We start from the raw sequence: 24,841 nt of genomic DNA on the forward strand, positions 1-24,841 counted from the left end.
ATAAACGGAAAAAATTGAATGATATTTTGAAATAAAAATAAATATTTTTCAATCTACAAAATCCTACTGACAAACTGTTGTCATAACTCGCTCTTATCTTTGTATCAACAATAACAAACTAAAAACAAAAATATTATGACAACTACAGCAACAACCCCGGCAACAAAGCAATTTATGTCTTCAGCACAATTATTAGAACACTGGCAGGGACACAGAAATCTGACAAGACGAGTTATCGATGCTTTCCCTGAAAAAGAACTATTCGAATTTTCTGTTGCAGGAATGAGACCATTTGCAAAATTAGCAGTAGAATTAATCAGCATTGCAGGACCTGCTTTAAAAGGAATCACTGAAAAAAATATGGATGCTTACAACGAGGAAGGCTTTAATCCTACCACAAAAGAAGATATTCTAAAAAAATGGGATGAAGAAACTGAAGTGATCAATCATTATTTCAATCAGATTTCTGAAGAACGTATGCAGGAAAATTTTAATTTATTCGGTCAGTATGAATTTCCGGTTTATCAGAACATCCTGTATTTCATCGATAACGAAATTCACCACCGTGGACAAGGTTATGTTTATTTACGATCTTTAGGAATTGAGCCCCCTTTTTTTTGGGAGAGATTTTAGCACCATTAATGCCTTTGCTAAAACTAAAAATGCTTATTCAGCATAAGGCGACCAATTCTTCAGTCATTTGCCAATAAAAAACTTTCAGAGCAATCTCTGAAAGTTTTGTTTTTATTTAGTCTGGTAAAATATTTTTAAAAAACTGAACAATATTGTCTTTAAGCTTAGAAAAACTTTCTGAAGTTCCGAATTCCTTATTGTCATATCCGATAGGAAATCCTTTTTCCACATACTCATTATTTTTCTGTAAAGTTAGGGTCTGAAAATTATCATTTACACTACCCAATTCATCCGTATGAATATCCAAAAACTTCACGGATGCCTGTTTAGAAAAATCAAGTTTATTAAGATCAATGGTTTTAATTTCTTTCTTCAGATCTGATCGAAAATAGAGATTCATACTCTTCACGTTGATTACCGTCTGCCACTCTCCTGCATATACAGAATTAAGAATGTTCCAGGCATAATCAACAGGCTTTTTATCATACTTGTAATTATTCAGCATGTAATAAGCCTTGTTATATCGGTCCTCCCATTTATTTTGCTGAGTAAGGTCAAACTTTTCCTTCCCTCCTAAAAAATCGAATTTCTGAATATTATCAAAATCCTTTTTATATTGGTTATTGCACAAAAGAGGCATCGGCATATCTTTACCTCCGATTACTCTATATTTCCCATTCAGCAATGCAATATTGGCTGTATTCCCTTTGGCATCACTCAGAAAAAAATGACTTCCTCCTGCACTCGGCCACCAATCTATATTAGGTCCTTCATTCAAATGATCTACGACCTCCTTTACAGATTTGTAATTGTCTAATTGATATTGTATCCATTGTGCCCAAAACATATTGGGCTGTTTCGGATTATATACTTTTGTGGTTTCATCCAGGGAAAGCTCAACCAAAAAAAGACCTTTTTCATTGACTCCATAACATGGAAAATCGTACCCAAGAAGATTGAAGGTAACGGAACCATATTGAGAATTCCATTTGTTCGCTGCATCCAAATTGTTTGTCGTAAGATTCTCCCAACTGATATTCCTTTTGGTGACACCACGTTTGTTCACAACGATCATTCCCGGCATCGTTTTCCAGTTTTCATTGAAACCTACTACACAATAATCATTTCCTTTTAATAAAAATGCTGAACAGGCAGAAGCCAATGTACCATATGTAATGGTAAACAAAAGTAAACAGCGTGAAAATAAAAATTTCATAATCTTTTCGTTTGAATGTCTTTATATCTTTCAGAGATATCATTAATAAGATCTCTGAGTCTCACTTTAAGTATTTCAGGCTCCAAAATCACAGCATAATCGGCAAATGTAATCAGCCATCGTGGAAAACCATCCTTAATCCATTCGGTTTCAAAAGTTAATAACATCCCTTCATCTGTTTCTACTTCTTCTATTAATCCATAATATTTTTTTGCATTGGCCAGGTGATTCATTATTTTCTTTTCTACCAATAATTTCACTTTTGTGACCTCATTTTTCGAATTTCTACGATAGTCATTAATCCCGCCATATTCCTGCGAAAAAGGATTATGGGTCTTGGCAACCTGCAAAATACGATCAACCCTGAATTGTCTGAAATCTTTTCTTAATGTACAAAAAGCCATAATGTACCAGTAATTAAACTCCAGAAAAACCCCCACGGCTTCAATCATTCTATTAGAAACCTTAGAATCAATACTCTTGTATTCTATTGATAGCTGAGTCTTTTCTGCAATGCTCTCAAGAATAGTAGGAATTATGTTTTTAATACTATCGGTGGTTGGCGCATGATAATTAAAGATATCAACCTGCTTTTCGACCGTTTGAATTAAATTCTTATCAGAATTTTTCAAAACCGAACGCACTTTTTCCATTGCGGTCTGATAATGGGATCCCAAACTCTGATGCGAATATCTTTGCATGAGCTTTTCAGCGGTGATAAAACTTAAAACTTCCTCCTTGGTAAACATTATTGGTGGAAGCTTATAACCATCCATTAAAGAATAACCGCTTCCCGCTTCACCTAAAATAGGGATTCCGGCATTCTCCAATGTTTTCACATCACGATAAATAGTTCTGATGCTTACTTCAAATTTTTCAGCCAGATCCTGAGCTCTTACCAGTGGTCTGGACTGTAATTGGGTAAGAATTGCTGTTACTCTATCGAGCTTCTTTAGATAATGGTCATTCATTGTATCCGATCATTCTTGAAATTTTGATAAGAATTCCAGATAAAAGTAAACAACAATTTTACTTATATTTAGCTATCCAAGAATCCTATTGTATTAATAATGAGTTACACCAATTTCCTACAGACTATTGAAAAAATTTCCAACCTCGAACAGGAGGTCATTGATGAATTAATTTCAAATTTAGAATTAAAAAATTATAGAAAAGGTGATTTTTTACTAAAATCTGATGAAACCTGTAAACATTTTTATTTTTTAGAAAAAGGACTAGTGAAACTATTCTTTGATAATGGGGATAAAGATTTTATTATGACTTTTTTCTCTGAAAATTCGTTTTTCACAGAACTCAGTGGATTTCTGACAGGCAAACCTTCAAAATATATGTTTGTAGCTTTAGAACCAGTTCAGGTCTACTCTATCCGTAAAAATATTGTCGATACCCTCTGTAAAAAGTATCATTCGGCAGAAACTCTTTTCAGCAAATTGTATTCAAAAGCTCCTGTTAATATGATGGGAAGAATAAGTGAAATGCTGGAAGACGACGGCAAAAAAAGATACCATAACTTTTTAAAACAAAAGCCTGAGCTTATTCAGCGGATCAGTCTTGGGGACTTGGCAGACTATATTGGAATTACTCAGGTATCATTAAGCAGAATTCGTGCACAAAAATGATTTTTTATCATTTGTAAAAAAATCTGAATTAAAACCCATCTACATTTGCTACATAATTAATCAATAAAAAACAAAATTATGTCACAAAGAATCAACGCATTCGCTATGGGAAACAAAGCTGTAAATGCACTTCACACAATGGGATACCATGTAGAAAATTCATCATTGGATAATTCCTTTCTGGAACTTCTTTATTTTCGTGTTTCACAGATGAACGGCTGTGCTTTTTGTCTGGATATGCACTCTAAACAATTAAGAGCAAAAGGCGAAACAGAACAGAGAATATTTTTAGTAAGCGCATGGAGAGAATGCCCTTTTTACACTGAAAAAGAAAAAGCAGCTTTACTATGGGCGGAAAAGCTTACTGCTTTAAATGGAAAAGAAATTTCAGATGAAATATATACGGAAGTAAGCGCTCATTTTTCAGAAACTGAAATGGTAGATCTTACAATGGCTGTTATTGCTATTAACAGTTATAACAGGGTAAATATAGCATTCGGTGCAGAAGTCGGTACCTATCAGGTTCCTGAAAAAAACTAAATCAATATTCACCAGAAAAAACAAGCCCGATAATTTTCCTTAACGGGCTTATTTTTTTTAGTTTTCTTTAAATGTGTTCACCAATTTATCAAGATTAAGACTTCTTGCCGCGGCATCAAAAATCTCTCTGTATGTTCCATTTTGCAGAACCAACTCAGTATGGGTTCCACTTTCAACTACCCTTCCTTTTTTCATGACATAGATCTTATCAGAATCCAGGATCTGGGATAGGGAATGCGATATAATGATCACTGTTCGTCCCTCTTTAATTGCATCTAACGAATTTTTGATCTGTTCTGTTGCAATTGCATCAAGACTTGCGGTAGGTTCATCGAGGAATATAATGGGCGGATTCTTTAGAAACAATCTTGCAATAGCTATTCTCTGCTGTTGACCTCCGGAAAGCTGAGTTGCATCGTGACGATATTGATCCGGCAAATCCAGGATCTGATCGTGCAGATACGCCTTTTTCGCAGCATCCTGAATTTCATCAAAGCTGGCATTCATATTTCCATAACGGATATTGTCTTCAATACTTCCCTGAAAAATATGATTCCTCTGCAACACCAATCCTATATCGTTTCTTAAAAAAGTATTATCATAATTATTTAAATCAACATTATCCAATAGAATCTCACCAGAATCCGGAAGATAAAACTTACATAAAAGGTTGATAATTGTTGATTTTCCGGCACCACTTAATCCTACTAAGGCTGTCGTTTTTCCATTCTCAATCTTCATAGAAACATCATGCAAAGCTTTAGTCCCGTTAGGGTAAGTAAAATCTATATTTTTAAGTTCGAATGTTCCTTTAATTTCTTTTTCTACAAATGTTCCGTTTTGTTCTTTTTCATCATCTGCATTTAAAATGTCAAAATAACCTTCTGCATAGATCATAGCATCATTCATATCATCATAAATACGATGAAGCTGACGAATCGGTGAAGAAACATTATTGAAAAGCATAATATGAAGCATAATAGCTCCAATCGTCATTTGCTGATCCAGAACCAGATAAACAGTTAATAAAATAATGAGAACCACTCCGAATTGTTCTATAAAAGTCTTCAGTCCATCATAAATAAAATTGGTTTTCCTTGTGAACATCTGGCTTTCCATTAATTGCATTTGCAGGTCGTATTGCTTTTTACCCTCAAATTTCTCACGAACAAAACTTTTAATGACCATAATAGAATTGATCAGGTTGAGCAATCCAGAAGTTTTCTGCTCCCGCTGATTTCTCAATTGGCGCCGAACTCCTCCCAACTTACCGGCCTGTAGCGAACTGATGTAAAAATAAATGGGAACAATTATCGTAGACACTATTCCTACATACACATTCTGCATATACATGATGATCAATGCTATAATAGCATTCGAGAAAAGTGGTAAAATATCGATGAAAAAGTTTTGGACCAGTTTTGTTAAGCTTTCAATTCCACGATCGATCCTTATCTGCAACTTTCCTGATTCATGATTCTCATCATTAAAATAAGCAACCCTATAGGTCAGTATCTTATCAATCGCTGATTGCGCCAGGACTGAACTTACATTAATCCTGATCTTCTCTCCATAGAATTTCTGTCCGAAATTGATGAAAATATTCAATAATTCTTTTCCTAATAAAATAATAGAAATCACAACCAACACATGAATCCCCTCGGTCATAGGATGTGGAAGATGGGTAAGCTGTGTGACCTCATCTACTGTATATTTTAAAACCAACGGATTGACCTGTGCAGCCAGTGCTCCTAAAAAAGTAAGAAACAATGTTCCATAGATCATTAAACGATAAGGCCTTATAAACGGAATAAGTTGTTTATATATTCCGAATAAGGTAATTGTTCTGTTAAAGGGTTTCGCCATTCTTACTAAGATCTTTAGTAAAATTAAAGCTTTTTTAAAACAATCCATAAAAAAAGCTGGACTAATGCCAGCTTATATTTTATCGAGGATAATTTATTTTTAATATCTCGTTTTTAAAACGATCTTTCCAAGATCCAAAAGTTCATCCTGATGGGTAAAATGAACTCTGCCTTTTTTAGAAAATACTTCCCATGCAATAATAGACACAATATCATCGACAACACCTTGCTCTTTGGAATCATCTATATATTCAAATGTACGGTCATCTATCATTTTCACAGGTTGCTCATAATCCTGATGAACGATCAGCAGATCCCCTCTTCCGTCCAGCGCCGCCTGATAAATTTCCTGTAAGTCAGTAAGAACAGTTCCATGGGGAACAGCTTCTTTAATTTCTTCAATGGCCAAAGCACGATTTTCTTTTTGCTTAGCTTTGATAATTTCATAGGCTTGTTCAACAATGTGATGCTCTTCAGCAGAAACATAATTTTTATTATCATGTCCTATATAAATTTTAGGAACATCAGCAACTTCAAGAAGTTTACTGTAATTATCCGCTGTACTGATAACCACAACATTCAGATTTGTTTTCTTGTAAATTTCAACAACAGATTTATCAACTCTGTTAAAATATTCTTTGATTTGGTTATCTACCTGTTTTGAATCGCTTCTCACATCAGAGTGTGTGATATAGAACGGATTTTGAGGAAATGGAAATCCTTCTTCACGAACTTCCTTTATAATAGAATCATTTAAGGCCTCATACAACTTTGTTCCACTTTGTGTCAATAATAAAATAAGATATTCCTGCGCTCTCACTGCCGCCTTGATAAGAGGTCTTACTGCAAATTTTTCGTCTATTTCAGCTACATTTCCTCTTGATGACCATGTAGATTTGATAATTTCTTCCGTATCCTTGGATAAAAAAATATGCAGACTATCAAGGTTGTACTGATGATCTATTTTACCTGCAATATTCTCTAATTTTTCCAGAACTTCTGCCGCGGGTCTTTTTCCATATTCATCAATAACTCTGTTTTCAGCTTCTTTGATGAGGTTTTTTAAAATAATTTCATCTTGTTGGTTTTCCGGAAAAGTCCGATGTGTATTTAATGAAATACTTACACAAGGTTCATTTCTTTCATTGGCTAGTTTTTGTAATTTTTCTTGTAATGACATATTTGTATTTTTAATTAATAATGAAATTTAGTGAATTATTTTATCACTTTAGCTGTATTAAATACAAAAACCAGACCTTAAAAATAATTAAACGCTCATTTAAATATCAAATATTTAAAATTGAATTTTAAATATTACACTATTTTGATAGAATGTCAGCATTATTTTAATGTAATGATAAATTAGATAGAAAACATTTCCTATTACTCTATTGTAGAACTTTTACCCAGGAACATTTTTAAAACCCATTTTCTTTGAATTGATAAATGTCATTTTTTAATTGTTGTATTTAAAATACGACAATATGATTTTTTTGTACATTTGTTTCAACCTTAAAAAACAATAAGATGGATGACAAACAAAAAGCTTTGGTAAAAGCCACCGTTCCTGTTTTAAAAACGAATGGTACTGATCTGACAAAACATTTTTATTCAAGAATGTTTACACACAATCCTGAACTCAAAAACCTTTTCAATATGAGTAATCAGGCAAGTGGTAAACAACAAAACGCTCTCGCTGGTGCTGTACTAGCTTACGCTGAGCATATCGAAAATCCTGGAGTCCTTATCAATGCATTACAGTCTATTGGCAACAAACATGTAAGCTTACATATAAGTCCTGAACAATATGATATTGTAGGATTGCATTTAATCTCCTCCATAAAAGAAGTACTTGGAGATGCTGCCAGTACAGATTTGATAGAAGCCTGGACTATTGCATACAACGAACTGGCTAAAATAATGATATCGCTGGAGGACAAGATGTATGAATCTACTTTAAAAAAAGTAGGTGGATGGAAAGGCTGGAGAACATTTGTTATTGCTGATATTATAGAAGAAAGCAGTGAAATCAAATCATTTTACCTTACACCAAAGGATTCTAAGCCCATTGCAGATTATCTTCCAGGACAATACATTTCTGTGAAAACATTTGTTCCGCTTTTAGGGTATGAACAACCTAGGCAATACAGTCTGTCATCAGCATTCAATCCTAAATACTATAGAATATCCGTAAAAAGGGAAAAAAATCAGCATTCCCCGGATGGTATTGTATCCAATCTTTTACATCAAAAATCTATAGGTGATGAAATAGAGGCAACCGCTCCTTCAGGGATATTCCATGCGGATCTTGTCACAGAAGATCCATTGGTACTCATAAGTGGCGGTGTCGGAGCCACTCCCCTTCTCAGCATGCTGGAAACAAACAAAAATAATCTTCAGAAAAATACTGTCGTATGGCTACATAGCTGCCGGGATGAAAAAGTTCATGCATTTAAAGACCACGTGAATCACTTGGATCAAAATAATAATTGGCTTACTACCCATATCTTCTATGAAAATATAGAAAAGGAAGAAAACAATCTTGTAAAAAAGGGAAGAATTAACCTTCATGAAATTAAAGAAGAAATTCTTATTGATAAAGCAAAATATTATATTTGTGGTCCCGAAGCATTTATAAAAGTGCAATATGATTCACTGATGCAACTGGGTATTGCTAAAGAAAATATTCTTTACGAGGAATTCGGGCCGCAACTTCTTCATTTAAATTAACAATCAATGAAACTGAACCACTTTACCGATTACAGCTTACGGGTTCTTATTTATTTAAATCAAAGTAACCCAAAATCATGTTCTTTGGATGAACTATCCGAAAAACTAAATATACTGCGTAATCACCTCATTAAAGTGGTTCAGTTTCTCTCTCAAAAAGAATTGGTTGTAACTAAACGAGGAAAAAACGGAGGAATTCTTATCTCCGAAAAAGCCAATACAACCGGATTAGGAGATCTTATACATTTATTAGAACAGGATGACAGCCCAATTATAAATTGCCATTCAAAACCATGTATATTTATGTCCTTTAACTGTAAGCTAAAATCATTTTTAGATATTGCTTATCAGGCCTTCATCACCAGTATGAATCAGCATTATCTATCGGATCTGGTTTTTAATAATTGGGAAATTATTTTCAGCAGTCAGCACAATACAACGAAACCATCTGCTTAGTCCTTTCGTTCCTAACCTTCGTATATGTAAGTAGTAAGATAATGCAACTCTGGTTTGCTTCCTTCTTTAGATTCAGCCTCGGCCTGTTCTAAAGAATACTGCGAAGTGATTTCCTTTCTCTGAAAAACAAATGAATTATTAGCATTCTTATCAACTATATCGTTAAAGATATGCTCGATTTCTGAATTCGCCAGGGATGCGAAACTAATATCTTCAAAGCCATACATCAATCTCAAGTCATCAAACTGCGAAAACTGATGGTCTACAAAACTTTGAAGCTGCGATTTGGAATCAAAATTCCCTGCCCAGATATTGTAAGCGTATTTTTTCTTTTTTGGTTTATCTAAAATACTTTGATAAACGAAATTCTCACCCAGATAAGCTTCTCTTACCTGTGGGTCATTGGCCAGTTCTTCAGGAAGACCTTCTTTCAGGATTCTTCCTTCAAACATAATGTATGTTTTATTCGTAATAGCAAGTGTCTGCTGAACGTTGTGGTCGGTAATCAGGATTCCAATGTTTTTATCAACTAAACTTCTTACAATTTTTTGAATGTCTTCAACCGCAATTGGGTCAACCCCGGCAAAAGGCTCATCCAGAAGAATAAAATTGGGATTAGTTGCTAAACATCGTGCAATTTCTGTTCTACGTCTTTCCCCCCCTGAAAGAAGGTCTCCTCTGTTCTTACGCACATGTTGTAATGAGAACTCTTCTACGAGCTCATCACATTTTATTTGTTGTTCACGTTTTGAAAGATTAGTGAGCTGTAGAACTCCCATAATGTTTTCTTCTACTGAAAGTTTTCTGAAAACAGAAGCTTCCTGAGCAAGGTAACCTATTCCCTTTTGTGCTCTGCGATACATCGCATCAGTAGTAATTTCCTGTTTATCGAGGAAAATTTTACCGGAAGTAGGCTTAACCAGCCCTACGATCATGTAGAATGAAGTAGTTTTACCTGCCCCGTTAGGACCCAGCAAACCAACAATTTCTCCCTGTTGAACCTGTACAGAAACGCCTTTTACAACTTTTTTCGGACCGTATTCTTTGATTAAGTTTTCTCCTCGTAAAATCATAGTGGCAAAGATATAAATTTGTTTTAAGTTATGATTTTGTAACTACTCATATTTTTCTTCGACTTATGTTAAAAACAATTCACATTATCATAAAAAATACTAAAATGGAAAATTACGGTTACACAAAAACAGAAAACAATCAAAACCAGCAGGCCACAACGTCTTATCGTTCTGAGAAAAAAATCCCTGCAGCATTATTGGGAATTCTTGTAGGATGGCTTGGTTTAAATAAATTTTATCTGGGATACACAAAAGAAGGAATTATTCAGATCATCTTAAATATTTTCACATTTGGAGCAGCATCCATCATTCCTTTTATAGAAGGTATCTTGTATTTGTTCATGAGTGATAAGCAATTTGACGATACTTATGTATATAGCAAAAAAGGCTGGCTATAAAAATTTATAAAATAATAATCTACTTTATTTCAATACATTTATAGCACCAATCAACAATTAAATTTTTATGGAAAACAATAAGGAACTGACAGAACTTCTAGCATTAGACCTGGGAATCAACCTCGTTGACCGAAGACCATATGCGAAGGAAGTTTTTAAATGGCAGGATATGGATCTCCTTCCCCATTCGTCAACAGACACTTTACTATGTGAAATCTTCGAATGGGATGGTAGAAACTGGAGAACAACAGGTAATAATCTCATTGGATATCTATTTTCTGAAGAGAAATTAAATACGGTCAAAAACCAATTGATCAATACCCCAAAACATCCGGCTTTAATTCCTGATTTTGAATTTACCAAAGACAGTATGATCGAATATGGTCTTTCTTTACCATCATTATTTAATATTGGAGTCAATGGTAATATTAAAGATGCGAAGAGCTTTTCCGTCAGAGTAAATGGAGTTACCAAATCCAGAATTACGAATATTGATTCTCCGGGAATTGAAATTTTAAAAAATTATTCAATTTTTACTGATGATCAAACCAAGACGTACAGAAGAAATATTAAATTCAATTATTTAAGCACTTCATTGTTTTATGCTGAAAGTGTAGAAATCTATCTGGAAAAAGAATCTTCAGTTGGTCTGGATGTAAGTTTTCAGACTCAAGATGTGGAAGTAGATGCAAAATTGGATACGGATACTAAAAAACATTTTGTTTTAAAATATTCCGGAAATCAGGCTCCTTTCGCAGCTAAGTTTACAAAGGGAAAGGATTTTAATATTATGTAAAAATAACATTGAGCCAATATCTTATATCCTATAAAAGTAAAAACACCTCTGAATCAGAGGTGTTTTTATTATATGTAACTATTAATTATTTATTTAAAAGAATTGCAGCTTCCTTCGCAAAATATGTAAAGATCATATCAGCTCCTGCTCTTTTGAAACACGTTAAGCTTTCAATAATTGTTTTATCATTATCCAGCCAGCCATTTTGTGCTGCTGCTTTTACCATCGCATATTCTCCACTTACGTTATATACTGCAATCGGAAGGTCTACAGCTTCACGAATCTTGGATACAATATCCAGATAAGGAAGTCCTGGTTTTATCATAATAATATCAGCTCCTTCATCAATATCTTTAAATACTTCATTCAATGCTTCTCTTGAATTGTGAAAATCCATCTGATATGTTTTTTTATCTTTTGGAATTTCCATATTGTCTTTAGGAGCACTATCCAACGCACTTCTAAAAGGACCATAGAAAGAGCTGGCATATTTCGCAGAATAGCTTAAAATACCAACGTCTGTAAAACCACTTTCTTCTAAAGCTTCACGAATACCTAAAACTCGGCCATCCATCATATCACTGGGTGCCACGATGTCAGCTCCAGCCTCTGCGTGAGATACAGACATTCTTGCCAATGCATCGACAGTCGCATCATTCACAATCTTACCGTTTTCGATAATCCCATCATGTCCATAAATAGAATATGGATCCAAAGCAACATCAGGCATTACGATCATTTCCGGAAGAGCATCTTTTATTGCTTTGATGGTGTTTTGCATAAGACCATCTTTATTCCATGCTTCTTTTCCTGTATTATCCTTTAAATGGTCAGAAACTTTCATGTACAAATTGACAGATTTTATTCCCAGTGAAAATAATTCTTTACACTCCTTTACTGTCAAATCTATGCTGCGCCTGAATATACCTGGCATTGATGCAATTGGTTCTTCCTTGTTTTCACCCTCCATTACGAAGATTGGCATTACGAAATCATTAGTTGTAAGGTTATTTTCTCTTACTAAACTTCTCATTGATTCATTAACTCTTAGCCTTCTATTTCTTGAATGTATCATTTTGGAATACTTTTTGAATAAGTTTATGCAAATTTACTACAAGTTATATGAAAAAATATATCGCAGAGTGGTAGATTTTTTATATTTTTGTTTTTAAATACTTGAGAAATTATATTTTGATGAAAAAACTTTTACTTTTAATTCTTTTCGTAGGCACTTTTGTTGGATTTTCCAGCAATGTAAAAGCTCAACTTAGAGAGCCTGGTTCCATCTCACAAAAATCTGATGATGGAGTTTTTATTGCCTATCCCAATCCTGCAAAGGATTTCCTTATCATTAGGGCAAAGGATCCTTCTTTAAAGGTCAAAAATGTTACATTCTACTCTATATTAGGTACACAGGTTGCCACTTATGCAGTTAATATGAATTCAGGAGAAATAAATATCGAAAAATTAAAACCCGGTAAATATTTAATCCGCTACATATTAAGTGACAACACACAAAAAGTTACCCAAATAGTAAAACAATAAAATTAAATCCTGATAATCATCAGGATTTTTTCTTTTGCATGAGTTCTCTTTTAATTATTCCGTAACTTTCGAGACATTTTCATACTAATTGTAAAAAACAATTTAATGCTAAAAGCTGAACATATTACTAAAACCTACAATGCAGGAAAAAAGATAGCATTGGATGATTTTAGCATACATGTCCCAAAAGGGAGTATCTATGGTCTTCTAGGACCAAACGGAGCAGGGAAAACCTCATTCATCCGTATCATCAATCAAATTACCCAGGCTGACTCCGGAAATATATTCATCAATGGGGAAAAGCTCAATCCAGATCATATTAAGAATATCGGGTACATGCCGGAAGAAAGAGGATTGTATAAAAACATGAACGTTGGAGATCAAATCCTATATTTCGCTGAATTAAAGGGGATGAGCAAGAATGATGCATTAAGCGAGGCAAAGAAGTGGTTTGAAAAACTTAATATTGATCAATGGTGGAAGAAAAAGTTATCTGAACTCTCAAAAGGTATGGCTCAAAAGATCCAGTTTGTAGTTACAGTGCTTCACAGACCTCATTTATTGATTCTGGATGAACCTTTCTCTGGGTTTGATCCTGTGAACGCCAACCTGATCAAAGATCAGATTATTGATCTTAAAAATAATGGTACCACGATCATCCTGTCAACACATAGAATGGAAAGTGTAGAAGAAATGTGTGACTATGTTGCCCTTATTGATAATTCTAAAAAAATATTGGATGGCAGAGTGTTCGACGTAAGAGAAAAGTTTAAGAAAAATATTTTTGGAATCACTCTCTCCGAAGTAAACCATCCCAATTTTGAAACTTTCAAAGATAAATATGAACTTTTTAATTTTTCCAATGAAAATGATCTGGTATCTTTTGATCTGAAGAATGAAAGTGATCAAAATAACATTCTTTTAGATTTAGTGCATGTAGGAAAGGTAAGATCATTTGACGAGAGAATTCCGAGCATGAATGAAGTATTTATTAACGCAGTAGGTAATCATTCTTAATTTTATGAACAATATTTTTTTAATTACAAAAAGGGAATTCCTTACACAGGTAAAGAAAAAATCCTTTATTATACTCACTTTACTGGCTCCGGTTATGATTATTGCCTTTGGTGCAGTTATCGGGCTTATGTTTAAGGCTAATGAGTCTCACAGTGTTATTGAAGTCGTTGATAAAAGTGGATTGTTCAAAAATCAATTACATTCAGATTCCAAACTGAACTATACCTTTATACCATCCGCGGAAGAGAAAACCAAAGTAAGCAAGTTAAAAGGCAATGAATCTTTAGATGGGATTCTAATTCTACCCGAGCTGAACGGCCAAAATTATGATGACCTGGAAAAAAATACAAGACTGGTTATTAATAGCAAAATTGGATTTGATACAAAGCAACGCATCATTTCTGACATCAGTAATGTTATTAAAAAAGAAAAAATTAAACAATTAGGTATAGCCGAAACTCAGCTTAGTGATCTGGATAAAAATTTCACTTTAAAGACAATTAATGTCTCGGAAGATAATAAAGAGGATTCAGACTTAACTTTTGGAGTAAAAACAGGATTAAGCATGGTCCTGATGTATGTTACCTTTATGTTTATCATTATTTATGGGGTTAGGGTAATGAGAAGTGTTCTGGAAGAAAAGAATAACCGCGTTGTGGAAATTATTATTTCTTCTGTAAAGCCATTTGAACTGATGATGGGGAAGATCTTAGGAGTAACAATGGTAGCTTTAACTCAGTTTATTATATGGATCACCATGTCTGTGGTGGGAGCATTGGTACTGAATACAGGTTTTTCCTCCATTCAGAAAAATATCCCTGGAGGAAGTGAGGCAATTACAAGCAAATTGGATGTAGCCCAGATCGCAACACAAGTTTCTCACAGTTTACTGGAACTTAATTTTCCATTAATCATTTTTGTATTTATTGTATTTTTCCTTCTTGGTTATATCTTTTACAGCTCTGTTTACGCCGCTATTGGTTCTGCTGTTGACAATGAAACAGAAACACAACAGTTTACTTTATTTGCTATATTACCACTGACTTTAGGAATGTATGGTAGTTTTTCATTAATGAACAATCCTGATGGTCCTCTGGGCTTTTGGTTATCTATGATACCTTTTACCTCTCCTGTGGCCATGATTGCAAGAATTCCTTTCGGTGTGCCAGCATGGCAAATAGCATTGTCTATAACACTATTAGTCCTGACGACTATTTTTATGATATTTTTAGCGGGAAAAATCTACCGGGTAGGTATCTTAATGTATGGAAATAAAGCTACTTTAAAAGAACTTTGGAAGTGGATAAGAAATTAACACTTGAAGTATTCAAATAAAAAATAAACCCTGAAACTTAGTTTCAGGGTTTATTTTTTATTTGAATGAAAGATTCTTATTGAAAGATATAACTTAAACTTACGCTAAGAACTTGTTCAGACTTTCCTTTGCTAGTCCCCCCAGGTTCTTTTCCGAGATTAGGATATGTATTGGAAAATCCATAGTCATATTTTACAGCTAATTCCAACTGTCTTTTATAGCTATATCCCACACCTACACCTAATCCAAAGTTAAAGCTATTTGCCTTTCCATTAACTCCAGGATATTTAGGATCAGTTACATCAGGATCATAATAAGGTCTGCTTACAGGAGCGTTTTTAACATTTTGGTTCAGCAAAAAGTTAAATCGAGGTCCTATCATTCCAAAGAACTCAGATTCTGCCTCTGAAAAGTATCCTTTGAAATAAAGAGGAACACTAAGATAATTATTTGCATATACTGCATCGTAACCATCTCTTCCTTTAACGTCTTTATCTTTTCCAGTTTCTCCAGCACCATAGTATAATACTTCCGGCTGAATATAAAACTGATTTCCTTTTCCAACAGGTATCAGCGCTAGAGCACCAGCCTGTACAGTATATCTGGGTCCGGAAGGGTTGTGTGCATTTTGCACTCGGGAATAATTGCCTCCAGCCGTAATACCAAATCTTGTGTTCTTGAAATTAATCTGTGCAAAAGATAAGGTAGAAAAAGCCAAAGCAGAGGCTAATAAAAGTTTTTTCATATGTTTTGTTTTATGATTAAGCTAACACTTTAGCAACAGTAGCGCCAATGTCAGCAGGAGAATCTACAACGTTAATTCCGTTTTCTCTCATGATTTCCATTTTTGCCTGTGCAGTATCTTCTGCTCCACCTACGATAGCTCCTGCATGTCCCATTGTTCTTCCTTTAGGTGCAGTTTGTCCAGCGATGAAACCAACTACTGGTTTAGTAGAACCACTTGCTTTATACCATCTTGCAGCTTCAGCTTCTAATCCTCCACCAATTTCACCGATCATTACTACAGCTTCTGTTTCAGGATCATTGATAAACAATTCTAATGCTTCTCTTGTTGTAGTTCCAATGATTGGATCTCCACCAATACCAATAGCAGTAGAAATACCGAAACCAGCTCTTACAACCTGATCTGCAGCTTCGTAAGTAAGAGTACCAGATTTAGAAACGATACCTACTTTACCTTTTTTGAAAACAAAACCTGGCATAATACCAATTTTAGCTTCGTCTGAAGTAATAATTCCAGGGCAGTTTGGACCGATCAATCTACAGTCTCTGTCTGCAATGTAAGATTTTACTTTTACCATATCCGCTACAGGGATTCCTTCAGTAATACATACGATAACTTTAATTCCAGCTTCAGCAGCTTCCATAATAGCATCAGCAGCAAATGCAGGTGGTACGAAAATAATACTTACGTTAGCTCCAGCTTTTTGAACAGCATCAGCTACAGTATTAAATACAGGCTTTCCTAAGTGCTCGCTTCCTCCTTTTCCTGGGGTAACTCCACCTACTACATTTGTTCCGTATTCAATCATCTGACCTGCATGGAAAGTACCTTCGTTCCCTGTAAATCCTTGTACAATTACTTTAGAATCTTTGTTTACTAAAATTGACATTTTATTGTTGTTTTTAATTTATTTACTATTTTATTAATGCTCACAAATTTACTTAAATTTCTTTGATTTCAGACAAAACTTTCAATTTGTTTATTTGAGATTTCTCAGCTTAACTTCTTTTTTCAGATAGGTTTTAAAGTCTTCCGCAAACATACCAATATAGGTTCCTTTTTCCAGATCTCTGTTCACTCCCGTTTTTCCCAGTAAGACAGATCCACTTTCAATTTTGTTTCCTGAAGCAATACCCACTTGTCCCCATAATGTAACCTCATCACCGATCACACAACAACCTGCAATACCTACCTGAGAAGCTATAAGACATTTTTTACCGATTATGGTATCATGACCGATCTGAATCTGGTTATCTAATACAGAACCCTCACCGATAATCGTTGAATCTGTAACCCCTCTGTCGATTGTGCAATTATTTCCTATCTCTACATTATTTTCAATGACCACATTACCTACAGAAATAAGACGGTCAAAATTACCGTTCAGTTTTCTGTAATAAAAAGCATCTCCTCCTAATACTGTCCCAGATTGGATAACTACATTATCTCCGATTACTATTCTGTCTCCGATCACAACATTTGGAAAAATAAGGGTATTCTTTCCAATTTTTACATTGTTACCAATCACTGCTGTAGAGTGAATTTTAGTGCCTTCACCAATTTCTACATCATGCAATTCTTCAGTAAAATTATATATTCTTGTAAAGTGAGTATTAATAGCATTGAAATCTCTGAATGGATCTTCTGAAATTAAAAGAGCTTTCCCTTCCGGGCAATCAACTTCTTTATCAATCAGAATAATTGTCGCAGCAGAATTCAAAGCTTTATCATAGTACTTCGGATGATTGACAAACACAATCTCTCCCGGCTTTACCATATGAATCTCATTGGTTCCCAATACTTCAAAATCTTCGGCACCAACAAATTTTGCTGAAATTAATTCAGCAATTGTTTTCAATTTTTGTGGAGAATGGAATCTCATAAAAATGTATTTCTTATAAAACAAAATTCGGACTGCTGGTGCAGACCGAATCTATGTAATTTGTATTATTATTTTACTCTTTCTAAGTAAGAACCATCTTCAGTGCTTACTTTGATTTTGTCTCCTGGCTCTATAAACAGTGGAACCATTACTCTTGCTCCTGTTTCAACAATTGCATTTTTAAGAGCATTCGTAGCTGTATTTCCTTTTACTCCAGGATCTGCTTCGATGACATCTAAAAATACAGACTGAGGAAGTTCTGCAGAAAGTGGAGTTTCATCAGCTTCTTTCAAGATGATTGTCACTTCTTCTCCTGCTTTCATAAACTGAGCATTTTCGATCATTTCTTTATTGATATACAATTGAGAGAAATCATCATTGTTCATGAAGTGAAATCCATTTTCATCATCATAAAGATATTGAAACTTTCTTGTGATTACTTTTACTTCATCTATTTTGTGACCAGCTGAAAAAGTATTATCAATTACCTTCCCATTCGTTACTGATTTTAATTTTGTTCTTACAAAAGCAGGTCCTTTTCCTGGTTTTACGTGTAAAAATTCAATTACTTTGAAAATATCGTTGCTATATTCAATGCAAAGTCCCTTTCTAATATCGTTACTTGTTGCCATTAATTTTTATATTATCTTTTTATTTTATTACATTATTCCTTTCCTGTTCCGTATCCTTTTACAATACCTCTAGGAGAGTTTTGGATAAATTGAAGAATTTCATCTCTTTCAGCGGTTGGAAGCATTTCTTTTTCAATGTGGGTGATTGCCTGAGAAACATTCATTTTCATTTGGAAAATGGCTCTGTATATTTTTTGAATCTCAAAAATCTTCTCATTGGTAAAACCTCTTCTTCTTAAACCTACCGAGTTGATACCTGCATAAGACATTGGCTCTCTTGCTACTTTTACGTAAGGCGGGATGTCTTTTCTTACCAGGGTTCCACCGGAAATCATCACATGTTTTCCAATTTTTCCAAATTGATGTACAGCACTTAATCCTCCCATTACAGTATAATCGCCAATTTCTACGTGACCAGCAATACCACAACCATTTACAATGATAACATGATCACCGATAACACAGTCGTGAGCAATGTGAGAAGTTGCCATAATAAGACAGTTTTTACCGATTTTGGTATATCCAAGAGCTTTGGTACCTCTGTTTACTGTAACACATTCTCTGATAGTAGTCTCGTCTCCGATAATTACCTGAGTATCTTCACCATCAAATTTTAAATCCTGTGGAATTGCAGAAATTACAGTCCCGGGAAAAATCCGACAGTTCTTTCCTATTCTGGCACCATCCATAATAGTAACATTGGGACCAATCCAACTACCTTCTCCAATTTCTACATCCCCTGCAATGGTAGTGAAAGGTTCTACAATTACATTTTTGCTGATTTTTGCACGCTTATCTACGGCAGCTAATTGATGAACCATTTAGTCAACTTTATTTTTTGCAACTTGAGCCATTAACTCAGCTTCTACAGCTACAGTATCTCCTACATATCCGTATCCTTGCATATGAACGATACCTCTTCTGATAGGCTCTATCAACTCAATTTTGAAAATCATAGTATCACCGGGAACTACTTTTCTCTTAAATTTTACTTTATCCATTTTAATGAAATAAGTAGAATAATTTTCTGGATCCGGAACGCTTGCTAATACTAATATCCCTCCTGTTTGTGCTAAAGCTTCCACTTGCAAAACTCCTGGCATTACAGGTTCTTTCGGAAAGTGTCCAACGAAGAAAGGTTCGTTCATGGTAACATTCTTCAGCCCTACAACGTGAGAATCAGAAAGCTCAAGAACTTTATCTATCAATAAGAACGGAGGTCTGTGTGGCATCAATTTCATAATTCCATTGATATCAAAAACGGGTTCTTTTGTCAGATCAAAGTCAGGAACATTTTTCTTTTTTTGCAGTTTCCACTGACGGTTTAGTTTCTTTGCAAACTGAGTATTTACAAAATGTCCTGGTTTATTAGCAATTACTTTCCCTTTTATTTTAACACCTGCTAAAGCCAAGTCACCAATCACATCAAGTAATTTGTGTCTTGCAGCCTCGTTAGGGTAGTTTAGAGTAAGATTATCAAGGATACCATTTGGTCTGATGGAAACATTATCTTTTCCAAATGCTTTCTTTAATTTTTCAGTGGTATCTGGTGTAAGATCTTTATCAACATATACAATGGCATTAGAAATATCGCCTCCTTTAATTAAGCCGTGATCCAAAAGCATTTCCAACTCATGTAAAAAACTGAAAGTTCTTGCTGATGAAATCTCTTCTTTAAATTCTGAAATATTTTTAAGAGTAGCATTTTGGGTACCCAATACTTTGGTTCCAAAATCTACCATTGTTGTGATCTCGTAATTATCAGATGGAATAATTGTGATTTCTGAACCTGTGGCAGGATCTGTATAACTAAGAACTTCTTTCACTACCAGGTATTCTCTGGCAATTGCCTGCTCTATTACTCCTACACTTTCGATAGCTTCAACAAAAAACTTTGAAGATCCATCCAAAATAGGAGGTTCTGAAGCATCCATCTCTAATATAGCATTGTCTACATCACATCCTACCAAAGCAGCAAGAAGGTGTTCACAAGTATTGATTTTTACTCCAAGTTTTTCTAAGGTTGTTCCTCTTTCAGTTGCTACAACATAGTTTACATCTGCTTCAACCTGAGGGTGCCCCTCTAAATCGGTTCTTACAAAAACAAAACCTGTATTTTCTTTAGCAGGTTTAATGGTAAGTTTTACTTCTTTACCAGTATGAAGGCCAATTCCAGAAAGAGTAACCTCTTGCTGAAGTGTTTTTTGCATATCACTCATTAGTATGATCTTTTGAGGTATTCTCAAGATTATTTATTCGTCCTACGATTTCAGTAAAGTTTCTGAAATGAACATAATTTCTAAGGTAGTCATTGTAACTGATTGCCGGAGAGCCGTACAATGTTTCTTTATCACTAACGCTGGAATTCACTCCACTCTGCGCCTGAATTTTCACCTGGTTGCCTATTTTGATATGGCCAACTACTCCTACCTGACCTCCAATCTGGTTCCAGTCTCCTATAGTTGTAGATCCTGCAATTCCTGCCTGAGCTGCAATTACATTATTCTGACCAATCTTTACATTATGTGCTATCTGGATCAGGTTATCTATTTTAGTTCCTTTTCCGATTATGGTAGAACCGATAGTAGCTCTGTCTATACTACAATTCGAACCAATTTCCACATCATCTTCAATAATAACATTTCCAAGCTGAGGAATTTTCTTAAAGCCCTCTGCTGTTGGCTGGAATCCAAATCCGTCTCCACCTACAACAGTATTGGAGTGAATCACACAATTATCTCCAATTATGCAGTAATCATATATTCTTGCTCCGCTATCGATTTTACAGTTTTTTCCAATTTTCACACCTTTTCCAATGTAAACCTGTGGATAAATTTGTGTTCCTTCTCCAATCTTAGCTTTTTCTGAAACATACGTAAAAGCTCCAATATATACTTTTTCAGCAATTACAGCAGTATCGTGAATAGATGCACCGTCTTCGATACCTTCCTTTTTCCCTTGCATTTCCTGATATAAATTCATCAGAACCTGAAAAGATAAATAAGCATCTTTTACGGCAATAATAGTGGGATTGTAACTATCTTTTACAATAAGTTTTTCAGAAGCAATAATTACGGAGCACTTTGAAGTATCCAAATAATGAGAAAATCGATCTTGAGCTATAAAAGAAAGATGTCCTGATTCCCCATTTTCAATTGGTGAAACGCCATTAATAAGTGCATTTTCATCACCTATTATTTTTCCGTCAATAAAACTTGCAATTTGCGAAGCTGTAAATTCCATATTCTGCAAAGATAAGAAATTCTATTATTCGTAAACATTTTTTAGTTTTCGGATCGATAATTTTAATATTCTTTAAGAAATTATTTTAGAAAAATCTCTGGGGAATGTTAAAATATATCTGGTCGTTTTATTGACAATAAGTCCCGACAAAAGCTGATCTTCCGACTCATCCAGCCTTATTTTTTCTCCATTTTTCTGTAATAAATAAATGGGCTGCATTTTGGTATTGTATGGCAAAAGTTTTCTCTTAATTTCATGAACAAGTTCAGCACCATTATCAATTCCAAAAAACTCATTGGTATTTTTTATTTTTTCTTCAACAAAAGCTTTTTCGAAAGGATGAGATGAAATAATTGTTTTAGGAAGATCTCTCTTTATCACACATTTACACCAATATGCCAATATAAAATCATCGGAATTCTGCCAAAGTTTCATTGCCTGAATCACATCATTATCATCCAACTGGGTAAATCTTTCCACATCTTCATCTGTTGCAGTACTCTTTCCTCTGTATAAAAAGTATTTTAAATTCTCAGTCGCCGGCAAATCTATTCCATGTGAAACTAAGTATTTTGCTCTTTCTAAAATTTTCACCAAAATAAATTCTGCTAATGCCGATGTCTTATGATAATACACCTGCCAGTACATAAACATTCTGGCGGTTAAAAAATTTTCTATTGAATAGATCCCTTTCGCATCTATTACCAATTCACCTTCTTCACAAACATTCATCATAGAGATGATTCGTTGTGTATTAATATTTCCTTCAGAAACTCCTGTGAAAAAACTATCTCTTTTTAAATAGTCTAAACGATCTACATCTAATTGGGAAGAAATCAGCTGGTTGAAAAATTTTCTGTGATATTTCCCCTGAAACATTTCAATTGCAGTCGACAATTGGCCGTCAAACTGTTCATTCAATCTATTCATTAATAATAATGAAAGATTCTCGTGATGCCAGTCATCCATCAGCATACTTTCCAATGCGTGAGAAAATGGACCATGACCAATATCATGCATTAAGATGGCTAACATAGCACCCTTCTCTTCTTCGTCTGATATTTTAACTCCTTTTTGTTTTAAAGTCTCAAGAGCGGTGAACATTAAATGCATCGCACCGATAGCATGATGGAATCTTGTATGGGTAGCACCTGGAAAGATTAGATTGAGAAGCCCCGTTTGCGAAATTCTTCTTAACCTTTGAAAATAGGGATGTTCAATAATATCAAATAAAATTTCGTGTGGGATCTTAATAAATCCATGAACGGGATCGTTGATAATTTTTAGCTTATTTTGCATTTGAAGACTGAAAGTATTAGCAAACAAAGTTAGGGAAATTTAATCTTAGGTTTTCACTCCGGAAACAATACCTCATAAGGCAGAGATTTATATCTTTGAAAACATAATTAATGGACAAGTTTAATGAGAGCAATTTCTGTTTTAATCTTTTTTTTAAGTACATCTTTATTTTCTGCTCAAACGGTCTCCGAAATTCAAAAGCTGGAATCTCTTTGTAAAGTTTGGGGCTTCCTAAAGTATTATCACCCAAATGTTGCGAAAGGCTCATTTGACTGGGATAAACAATTACTTCAAAAAATAGATGAGCTTGAAAATATTCATGATAAAAATCAACTCAACATTCTATATTCAGAATGGCTTGATAGTCTTGGGGAAAGTATATTTTCGTAAAAATTTTGATCTGAACTGGATCAAAGATGAAAAGGTATTTACAACAGATGTGATTAAAAGGCTTCAATTTATTGAAGAAAACAGATACATTGATGAACCTTACTATTTCGGGAAAGGAGGAAGGAAAATATTTTTCAGAAATGATGATTCTTATGGCTCAAAATTTATTTCTAAACAAATTGCTCTTTTAGAATTATTTAGATATTGGAATTTCGTTGAATATTTCTTTCCCTATAAATATGAAACAGATCAGAACTGGAATGATGTTTTGAAAGAAATGATCCCTAAATTTATCAATATAAACAATGATACAAATTATCATTTAACATTGGCCGAGCTAGTGACAAAAATTGATGATTCTCACGCTTTTCTCTTTTCACCTTTAATTAGTTTAAATCAGTATGGGAGAAGAAAAGTACCAGCAGACTATTCCTATGCAGAAGGCAAATTGATTGTTACTAAAATTAATTCCACTATTGATAAGCAAGAATCTACTTTAAAAACAGGAGATATCATTTATGATATCAATAATAAAACTATTCCTCAAATGGTCAATGGATTTTCAAAATACATTCCAGCTTCAAACTCCTGGGGGAAGATTAAAAAAGTAAAAAACCTTTTTCTTTTTTCAAATAATGACAGCATAGAAGTTAAAGTACAAAGAGACGGGCAAAATATGGTATTTAAACTGAAAACATATCTTCCAAGAGACATCATGTATGAAAGACAAAAAGCTCCGGAAAAATGGAAATACTACGATCAGGAGAAAAAAATTGGATATGTCAATATGGGAATTATTGAAAGAGAAGATTTAGATGAAATGTACCAAAATCTGAAAACAACAGAATCTATTATTTTCGATCTTAGAAATTACCCTAGACAAACTATAAGACCTTTAAGCCTGCTATTTCTTCCTGAAACAGCAATTTATTATGAGTTTAATTTTCCTGAGACTACCTACCCCGGTTTATTTTATAGTAGAAAAAACAGTATTGGAAGAAAAAATAGTGAATATTATAAAGGAAATGTAGTAGTTTTGATAGATGAGAATACGCAAAGCCAGGCGGAAACAACAGCAATGATGTTGAAGCAACATCCAAAGGCTAAAACTATTGGAAGTTATTCTTCGGGAGCCAACGGAGATGTTATCAGGTTTAAAATTGCAGGTTTAGAAACCAGCTTTACCGGTCTTGGTGCTTATTATCCGGATGGAAGAGAGACTCAAAGAATTGGAATTATCCCTGACATTATTATAAAACCAACTTTAGAAGGAATAAAATCGGGAAAAGATGAGGTTCTTGAAAGAGCCTTAGAATATATAAAAACAGGCCATTAGACTAAATCTCTAGCTTAAAAAAAATAAAGGGCTTTCATTTAACTATAATTTAACTTTTAAGCCTTTCATTTTGAGAGATTTTATAATGAT

24 protein-coding genes and 1 pseudogene are annotated in these 24,841 nt (G+C 34.2%); 11 read left to right on the forward strand and 14 right to left on the reverse strand.

Going from position 1 to position 24,841, the window contains the following annotated elements; translation table 11 throughout:
- Positions 1–135 precede the first annotated feature (135 nt).
- Positions 136–633 (forward strand): DinB family protein, encoded by a 498-nt coding sequence (locus tag JHL15_RS18025; RefSeq protein ID WP_200248021.1) that lies wholly within the window; start codon positions 136–138, stop codon positions 631–633.
- 115 nt (positions 634–748) lie between these two features.
- Here JHL15_RS18025 and JHL15_RS18030 read toward each other — a convergent pair whose 3' ends face one another.
- Together JHL15_RS18030 and JHL15_RS18035 are read right to left on the reverse strand one after the other, a co-directional pair.
- Positions 749–1,849: a linear amide C-N hydrolase gene (locus tag JHL15_RS18030; RefSeq protein ID WP_200248022.1), complete on the reverse strand. Its 1,101-nt coding sequence runs from the start codon at positions 1,847–1,849 to the stop codon at positions 749–751.
- A complete protein-coding gene (locus tag JHL15_RS18035; RefSeq protein WP_200248024.1) occupies positions 1,846–2,820 on the reverse strand; it encodes a helix-turn-helix transcriptional regulator in 975 nt (324 codons plus the stop codon). The genes JHL15_RS18030 and JHL15_RS18035 overlap by 4 nt, the downstream gene beginning before the upstream one ends.
- Before the next feature lie 99 nt (positions 2,821–2,919).
- Here JHL15_RS18035 and JHL15_RS18040 point away from each other — a divergent pair, with 99 nt between their 5' ends.
- Entirely contained in the window at positions 2,920–3,489 is a 570-nt protein-coding gene (locus JHL15_RS18040) for a Crp/Fnr family transcriptional regulator (RefSeq protein ID WP_200248025.1), read from the forward strand.
- A 78-nt stretch (positions 3,490–3,567) separates the two neighbouring features.
- Entirely contained in the window at positions 3,568–4,029 is a 462-nt protein-coding gene (locus tag JHL15_RS18045; RefSeq protein ID WP_200248027.1) for a carboxymuconolactone decarboxylase family protein, read from the forward strand.
- A gap of 57 nt (positions 4,030–4,086) precedes the next feature.
- On the opposite strand, the gene JHL15_RS18050 is transcribed toward JHL15_RS18045, so the two are convergent.
- Entirely contained in the window at positions 4,087–5,814 is a 1,728-nt protein-coding gene (locus JHL15_RS18050) for an ABC transporter ATP-binding protein (RefSeq protein WP_200249207.1), read from the reverse strand.
- 180 nt (positions 5,815–5,994) lie between these two features.
- Positions 5,995–7,074 carry a baeRF3 domain-containing protein gene (locus tag JHL15_RS18055; RefSeq protein ID WP_200248029.1) on the reverse strand — a complete coding sequence of 360 codons (1,080 nt, stop codon included), beginning with the start codon at positions 7,072–7,074 and terminating at the stop codon, positions 5,995–5,997.
- Positions 7,075–7,421: 347 nt separating this feature from the next.
- Between JHL15_RS18055 and hmpA the strand changes: the two genes are divergently transcribed.
- Both hmpA and JHL15_RS18065 read left to right on the forward strand, forming a co-directional pair.
- Positions 7,422–8,624: an NO-inducible flavohemoprotein gene (gene hmpA / locus JHL15_RS18060; RefSeq protein WP_200248032.1), complete on the forward strand. Its 1,203-nt coding sequence runs from the start codon at positions 7,422–7,424 to the stop codon at positions 8,622–8,624.
- A 6-nt stretch (positions 8,625–8,630) separates the two neighbouring features.
- On the forward strand, positions 8,631–9,080 hold the full coding sequence (locus tag JHL15_RS18065) for an Rrf2 family transcriptional regulator (RefSeq protein ID WP_200248034.1): 450 nt from the start codon (positions 8,631–8,633) through the stop codon (positions 9,078–9,080).
- A gap of 347 nt (positions 9,081–9,427) precedes the next feature.
- Here JHL15_RS18065 and lptB read toward each other — a convergent pair.
- Positions 9,428–10,153 (reverse strand): annotated as a pseudogene (gene lptB / locus JHL15_RS18070) (LPS export ABC transporter ATP-binding protein); the annotation flags it as partial.
- 104 nt (positions 10,154–10,257) lie between these two features.
- Here lptB and JHL15_RS18075 point away from each other — a divergent pair.
- Positions 10,258–10,551 carry a TM2 domain-containing protein gene (locus JHL15_RS18075; RefSeq protein ID WP_200248038.1) on the forward strand — a complete coding sequence of 98 codons (294 nt, stop codon included), beginning with the start codon at positions 10,258–10,260 and terminating at the stop codon, positions 10,549–10,551.
- A gap of 67 nt (positions 10,552–10,618) precedes the next feature.
- The gene (locus JHL15_RS18080) at positions 10,619–11,347 is read left to right on the forward strand and encodes a hypothetical protein (RefSeq protein ID WP_200248039.1); all 729 of its coding nucleotides are present in this window, start codon (positions 10,619–10,621) and stop codon (positions 11,345–11,347) included.
- An 85-nt stretch (positions 11,348–11,432) separates the two neighbouring features.
- Here JHL15_RS18080 and hemB read toward each other — a convergent pair whose 3' ends face one another.
- Positions 11,433–12,422 (reverse strand): porphobilinogen synthase, encoded by a 990-nt coding sequence (gene hemB / locus JHL15_RS18085; protein WP_200248040.1) that lies wholly within the window; start codon positions 12,420–12,422, stop codon positions 11,433–11,435.
- Positions 12,423–12,541: 119 nt separating this feature from the next.
- On the opposite strand from hemB, the gene JHL15_RS18090 reads away from it, so the two are divergent.
- The 3 genes from JHL15_RS18090 (at position 12,542) to JHL15_RS18100 (ending at position 15,224) form a co-directional block, all read left to right on the forward strand.
- On the forward strand, positions 12,542–12,892 hold the full coding sequence (locus JHL15_RS18090; RefSeq protein ID WP_200248042.1) for a T9SS type A sorting domain-containing protein: 351 nt from the start codon (positions 12,542–12,544) through the stop codon (positions 12,890–12,892).
- Between the two features lie 105 nt (positions 12,893–12,997).
- Positions 12,998–13,909, forward strand: coding sequence for an ABC transporter ATP-binding protein (locus JHL15_RS18095; RefSeq protein ID WP_200248043.1), 912 nt, complete (start codon positions 12,998–13,000; stop codon positions 13,907–13,909).
- 4 nt (positions 13,910–13,913) lie between these two features.
- On the forward strand, positions 13,914–15,224 hold the full coding sequence (locus JHL15_RS18100; protein ID WP_200248045.1) for an ABC transporter permease: 1,311 nt from the start codon (positions 13,914–13,916) through the stop codon (positions 15,222–15,224).
- A gap of 76 nt (positions 15,225–15,300) precedes the next feature.
- On the opposite strand, the gene JHL15_RS18105 is transcribed toward JHL15_RS18100, so the two are convergent.
- The 8 genes from JHL15_RS18105 to JHL15_RS18140 form a co-directional block, all read right to left on the reverse strand.
- A complete protein-coding gene (locus JHL15_RS18105) occupies positions 15,301–15,969 on the reverse strand; it encodes a porin family protein (protein ID WP_200248047.1) in 669 nt (222 codons plus the stop codon).
- Positions 15,970–15,985: 16 nt separating this feature from the next.
- Positions 15,986–16,858 carry a succinate--CoA ligase subunit alpha gene (sucD, locus tag JHL15_RS18110; RefSeq protein WP_089027477.1) on the reverse strand — a complete coding sequence of 291 codons (873 nt, stop codon included), beginning with the start codon at positions 16,856–16,858 and terminating at the stop codon, positions 15,986–15,988.
- A gap of 90 nt (positions 16,859–16,948) precedes the next feature.
- Positions 16,949–17,851 (reverse strand): UDP-3-O-(3-hydroxymyristoyl)glucosamine N-acyltransferase, encoded by a 903-nt coding sequence (locus JHL15_RS18115; protein WP_200248049.1) that lies wholly within the window; start codon positions 17,849–17,851, stop codon positions 16,949–16,951.
- A gap of 68 nt (positions 17,852–17,919) precedes the next feature.
- The gene (efp, locus tag JHL15_RS18120) at positions 17,920–18,483 is read right to left on the reverse strand and encodes an elongation factor P (RefSeq protein ID WP_089027479.1); all 564 of its coding nucleotides are present in this window, start codon (positions 18,481–18,483) and stop codon (positions 17,920–17,922) included.
- Between the two features lie 32 nt (positions 18,484–18,515).
- On the reverse strand, positions 18,516–19,304 hold the full coding sequence (gene lpxA / locus JHL15_RS18125) for an acyl-ACP--UDP-N-acetylglucosamine O-acyltransferase (RefSeq protein ID WP_200248051.1): 789 nt from the start codon (positions 19,302–19,304) through the stop codon (positions 18,516–18,518).
- Positions 19,305–20,702 carry a bifunctional UDP-3-O-[3-hydroxymyristoyl] N-acetylglucosamine deacetylase/3-hydroxyacyl-ACP dehydratase gene (locus JHL15_RS18130; RefSeq protein WP_200248053.1) on the reverse strand — a complete coding sequence of 466 codons (1,398 nt, stop codon included), beginning with the start codon at positions 20,700–20,702 and terminating at the stop codon, positions 19,305–19,307.
- Positions 20,695–21,726, reverse strand: coding sequence for a UDP-3-O-(3-hydroxymyristoyl)glucosamine N-acyltransferase (gene lpxD / locus JHL15_RS18135; RefSeq protein ID WP_200248055.1), 1,032 nt, complete (start codon positions 21,724–21,726; stop codon positions 20,695–20,697). The genes JHL15_RS18130 and lpxD overlap by 8 nt, the downstream gene beginning before the upstream one ends.
- A 72-nt stretch (positions 21,727–21,798) precedes the next feature.
- Complete coding sequence (locus JHL15_RS18140) at positions 21,799–23,025, reverse strand: HD domain-containing protein (protein ID WP_200248057.1); 1,227 nt, start codon at positions 23,023–23,025, stop codon at positions 21,799–21,801.
- A 319-nt stretch (positions 23,026–23,344) separates the two neighbouring features.
- On the opposite strand from JHL15_RS18140, the gene JHL15_RS18145 reads away from it, so the two are divergent.
- Complete coding sequence (locus JHL15_RS18145) at positions 23,345–24,751, forward strand: S41 family peptidase (RefSeq protein ID WP_200248059.1); 1,407 nt, start codon at positions 23,345–23,347, stop codon at positions 24,749–24,751.
- Positions 24,752–24,841 lie beyond the last annotated feature (90 nt).

The sequence above is a fragment of the Chryseobacterium paridis genome (assembly GCF_016595215.1).
GTDB lineage: Bacteria > Bacteroidota > Bacteroidia > Flavobacteriales > Weeksellaceae > Chryseobacterium > Chryseobacterium paridis.

Coding starts and splice junctions, on each gene's coding strand:
- JHL15_RS18025 (WP_200248021.1), top strand. CDS start 136: ATGACAACTACAGCAACAACCCCGGCAACAAAGCAATTTATGTCTTCA.
- JHL15_RS18030 (WP_200248022.1), bottom strand. CDS start 1,849: ATGAAATTTTTATTTTCACGCTGTTTACTTTTGTTTACCATTACATAT.
- JHL15_RS18035 (WP_200248024.1), bottom strand. CDS start 2,820: ATGAATGACCATTATCTAAAGAAGCTCGATAGAGTAACAGCAATTCTT.
- JHL15_RS18040 (WP_200248025.1), top strand. CDS start 2,920: ATGAGTTACACCAATTTCCTACAGACTATTGAAAAAATTTCCAACCTC.
- JHL15_RS18045 (WP_200248027.1), top strand. CDS start 3,568: ATGTCACAAAGAATCAACGCATTCGCTATGGGAAACAAAGCTGTAAAT.
- JHL15_RS18050 (WP_200249207.1), bottom strand. CDS start 5,814: ATGATCTATGGAACATTGTTTCTTACTTTTTTAGGAGCACTGGCTGCA.
- JHL15_RS18055 (WP_200248029.1), bottom strand. CDS start 7,074: ATGTCATTACAAGAAAAATTACAAAAACTAGCCAATGAAAGAAATGAA.
- hmpA (WP_200248032.1), top strand. CDS start 7,422: ATGGATGACAAACAAAAAGCTTTGGTAAAAGCCACCGTTCCTGTTTTA.
- JHL15_RS18065 (WP_200248034.1), top strand. CDS start 8,631: ATGAAACTGAACCACTTTACCGATTACAGCTTACGGGTTCTTATTTAT.
- JHL15_RS18075 (WP_200248038.1), top strand. CDS start 10,258: ATGGAAAATTACGGTTACACAAAAACAGAAAACAATCAAAACCAGCAG.
- JHL15_RS18080 (WP_200248039.1), top strand. CDS start 10,619: ATGGAAAACAATAAGGAACTGACAGAACTTCTAGCATTAGACCTGGGA.
- hemB (WP_200248040.1), bottom strand. CDS start 12,422: ATGATACATTCAAGAAATAGAAGGCTAAGAGTTAATGAATCAATGAGA.
- JHL15_RS18090 (WP_200248042.1), top strand. CDS start 12,542: ATGAAAAAACTTTTACTTTTAATTCTTTTCGTAGGCACTTTTGTTGGA.
- JHL15_RS18095 (WP_200248043.1), top strand. CDS start 12,998: ATGCTAAAAGCTGAACATATTACTAAAACCTACAATGCAGGAAAAAAG.
- JHL15_RS18100 (WP_200248045.1), top strand. CDS start 13,914: ATGAACAATATTTTTTTAATTACAAAAAGGGAATTCCTTACACAGGTA.
- JHL15_RS18105 (WP_200248047.1), bottom strand. CDS start 15,969: ATGAAAAAACTTTTATTAGCCTCTGCTTTGGCTTTTTCTACCTTATCT.
- sucD (WP_089027477.1), bottom strand. CDS start 16,858: ATGTCAATTTTAGTAAACAAAGATTCTAAAGTAATTGTACAAGGATTT.
- JHL15_RS18115 (WP_200248049.1), bottom strand. CDS start 17,851: ATGAGATTCCATTCTCCACAAAAATTGAAAACAATTGCTGAATTAATT.
- efp (WP_089027479.1), bottom strand. CDS start 18,483: ATGGCAACAAGTAACGATATTAGAAAGGGACTTTGCATTGAATATAGC.
- lpxA (WP_200248051.1), bottom strand. CDS start 19,304: ATGGTTCATCAATTAGCTGCCGTAGATAAGCGTGCAAAAATCAGCAAA.
- JHL15_RS18130 (WP_200248053.1), bottom strand. CDS start 20,702: ATGAGTGATATGCAAAAAACACTTCAGCAAGAGGTTACTCTTTCTGGA.
- lpxD (WP_200248055.1), bottom strand. CDS start 21,726: ATGGAATTTACAGCTTCGCAAATTGCAAGTTTTATTGACGGAAAAATA.
- JHL15_RS18140 (WP_200248057.1), bottom strand. CDS start 23,025: ATGCAAAATAAGCTAAAAATTATCAACGATCCCGTTCATGGATTTATT.
- JHL15_RS18145 (WP_200248059.1), top strand. CDS start 23,345: ATGATAAAAATCAACTCAACATTCTATATTCAGAATGGCTTGATAGTC.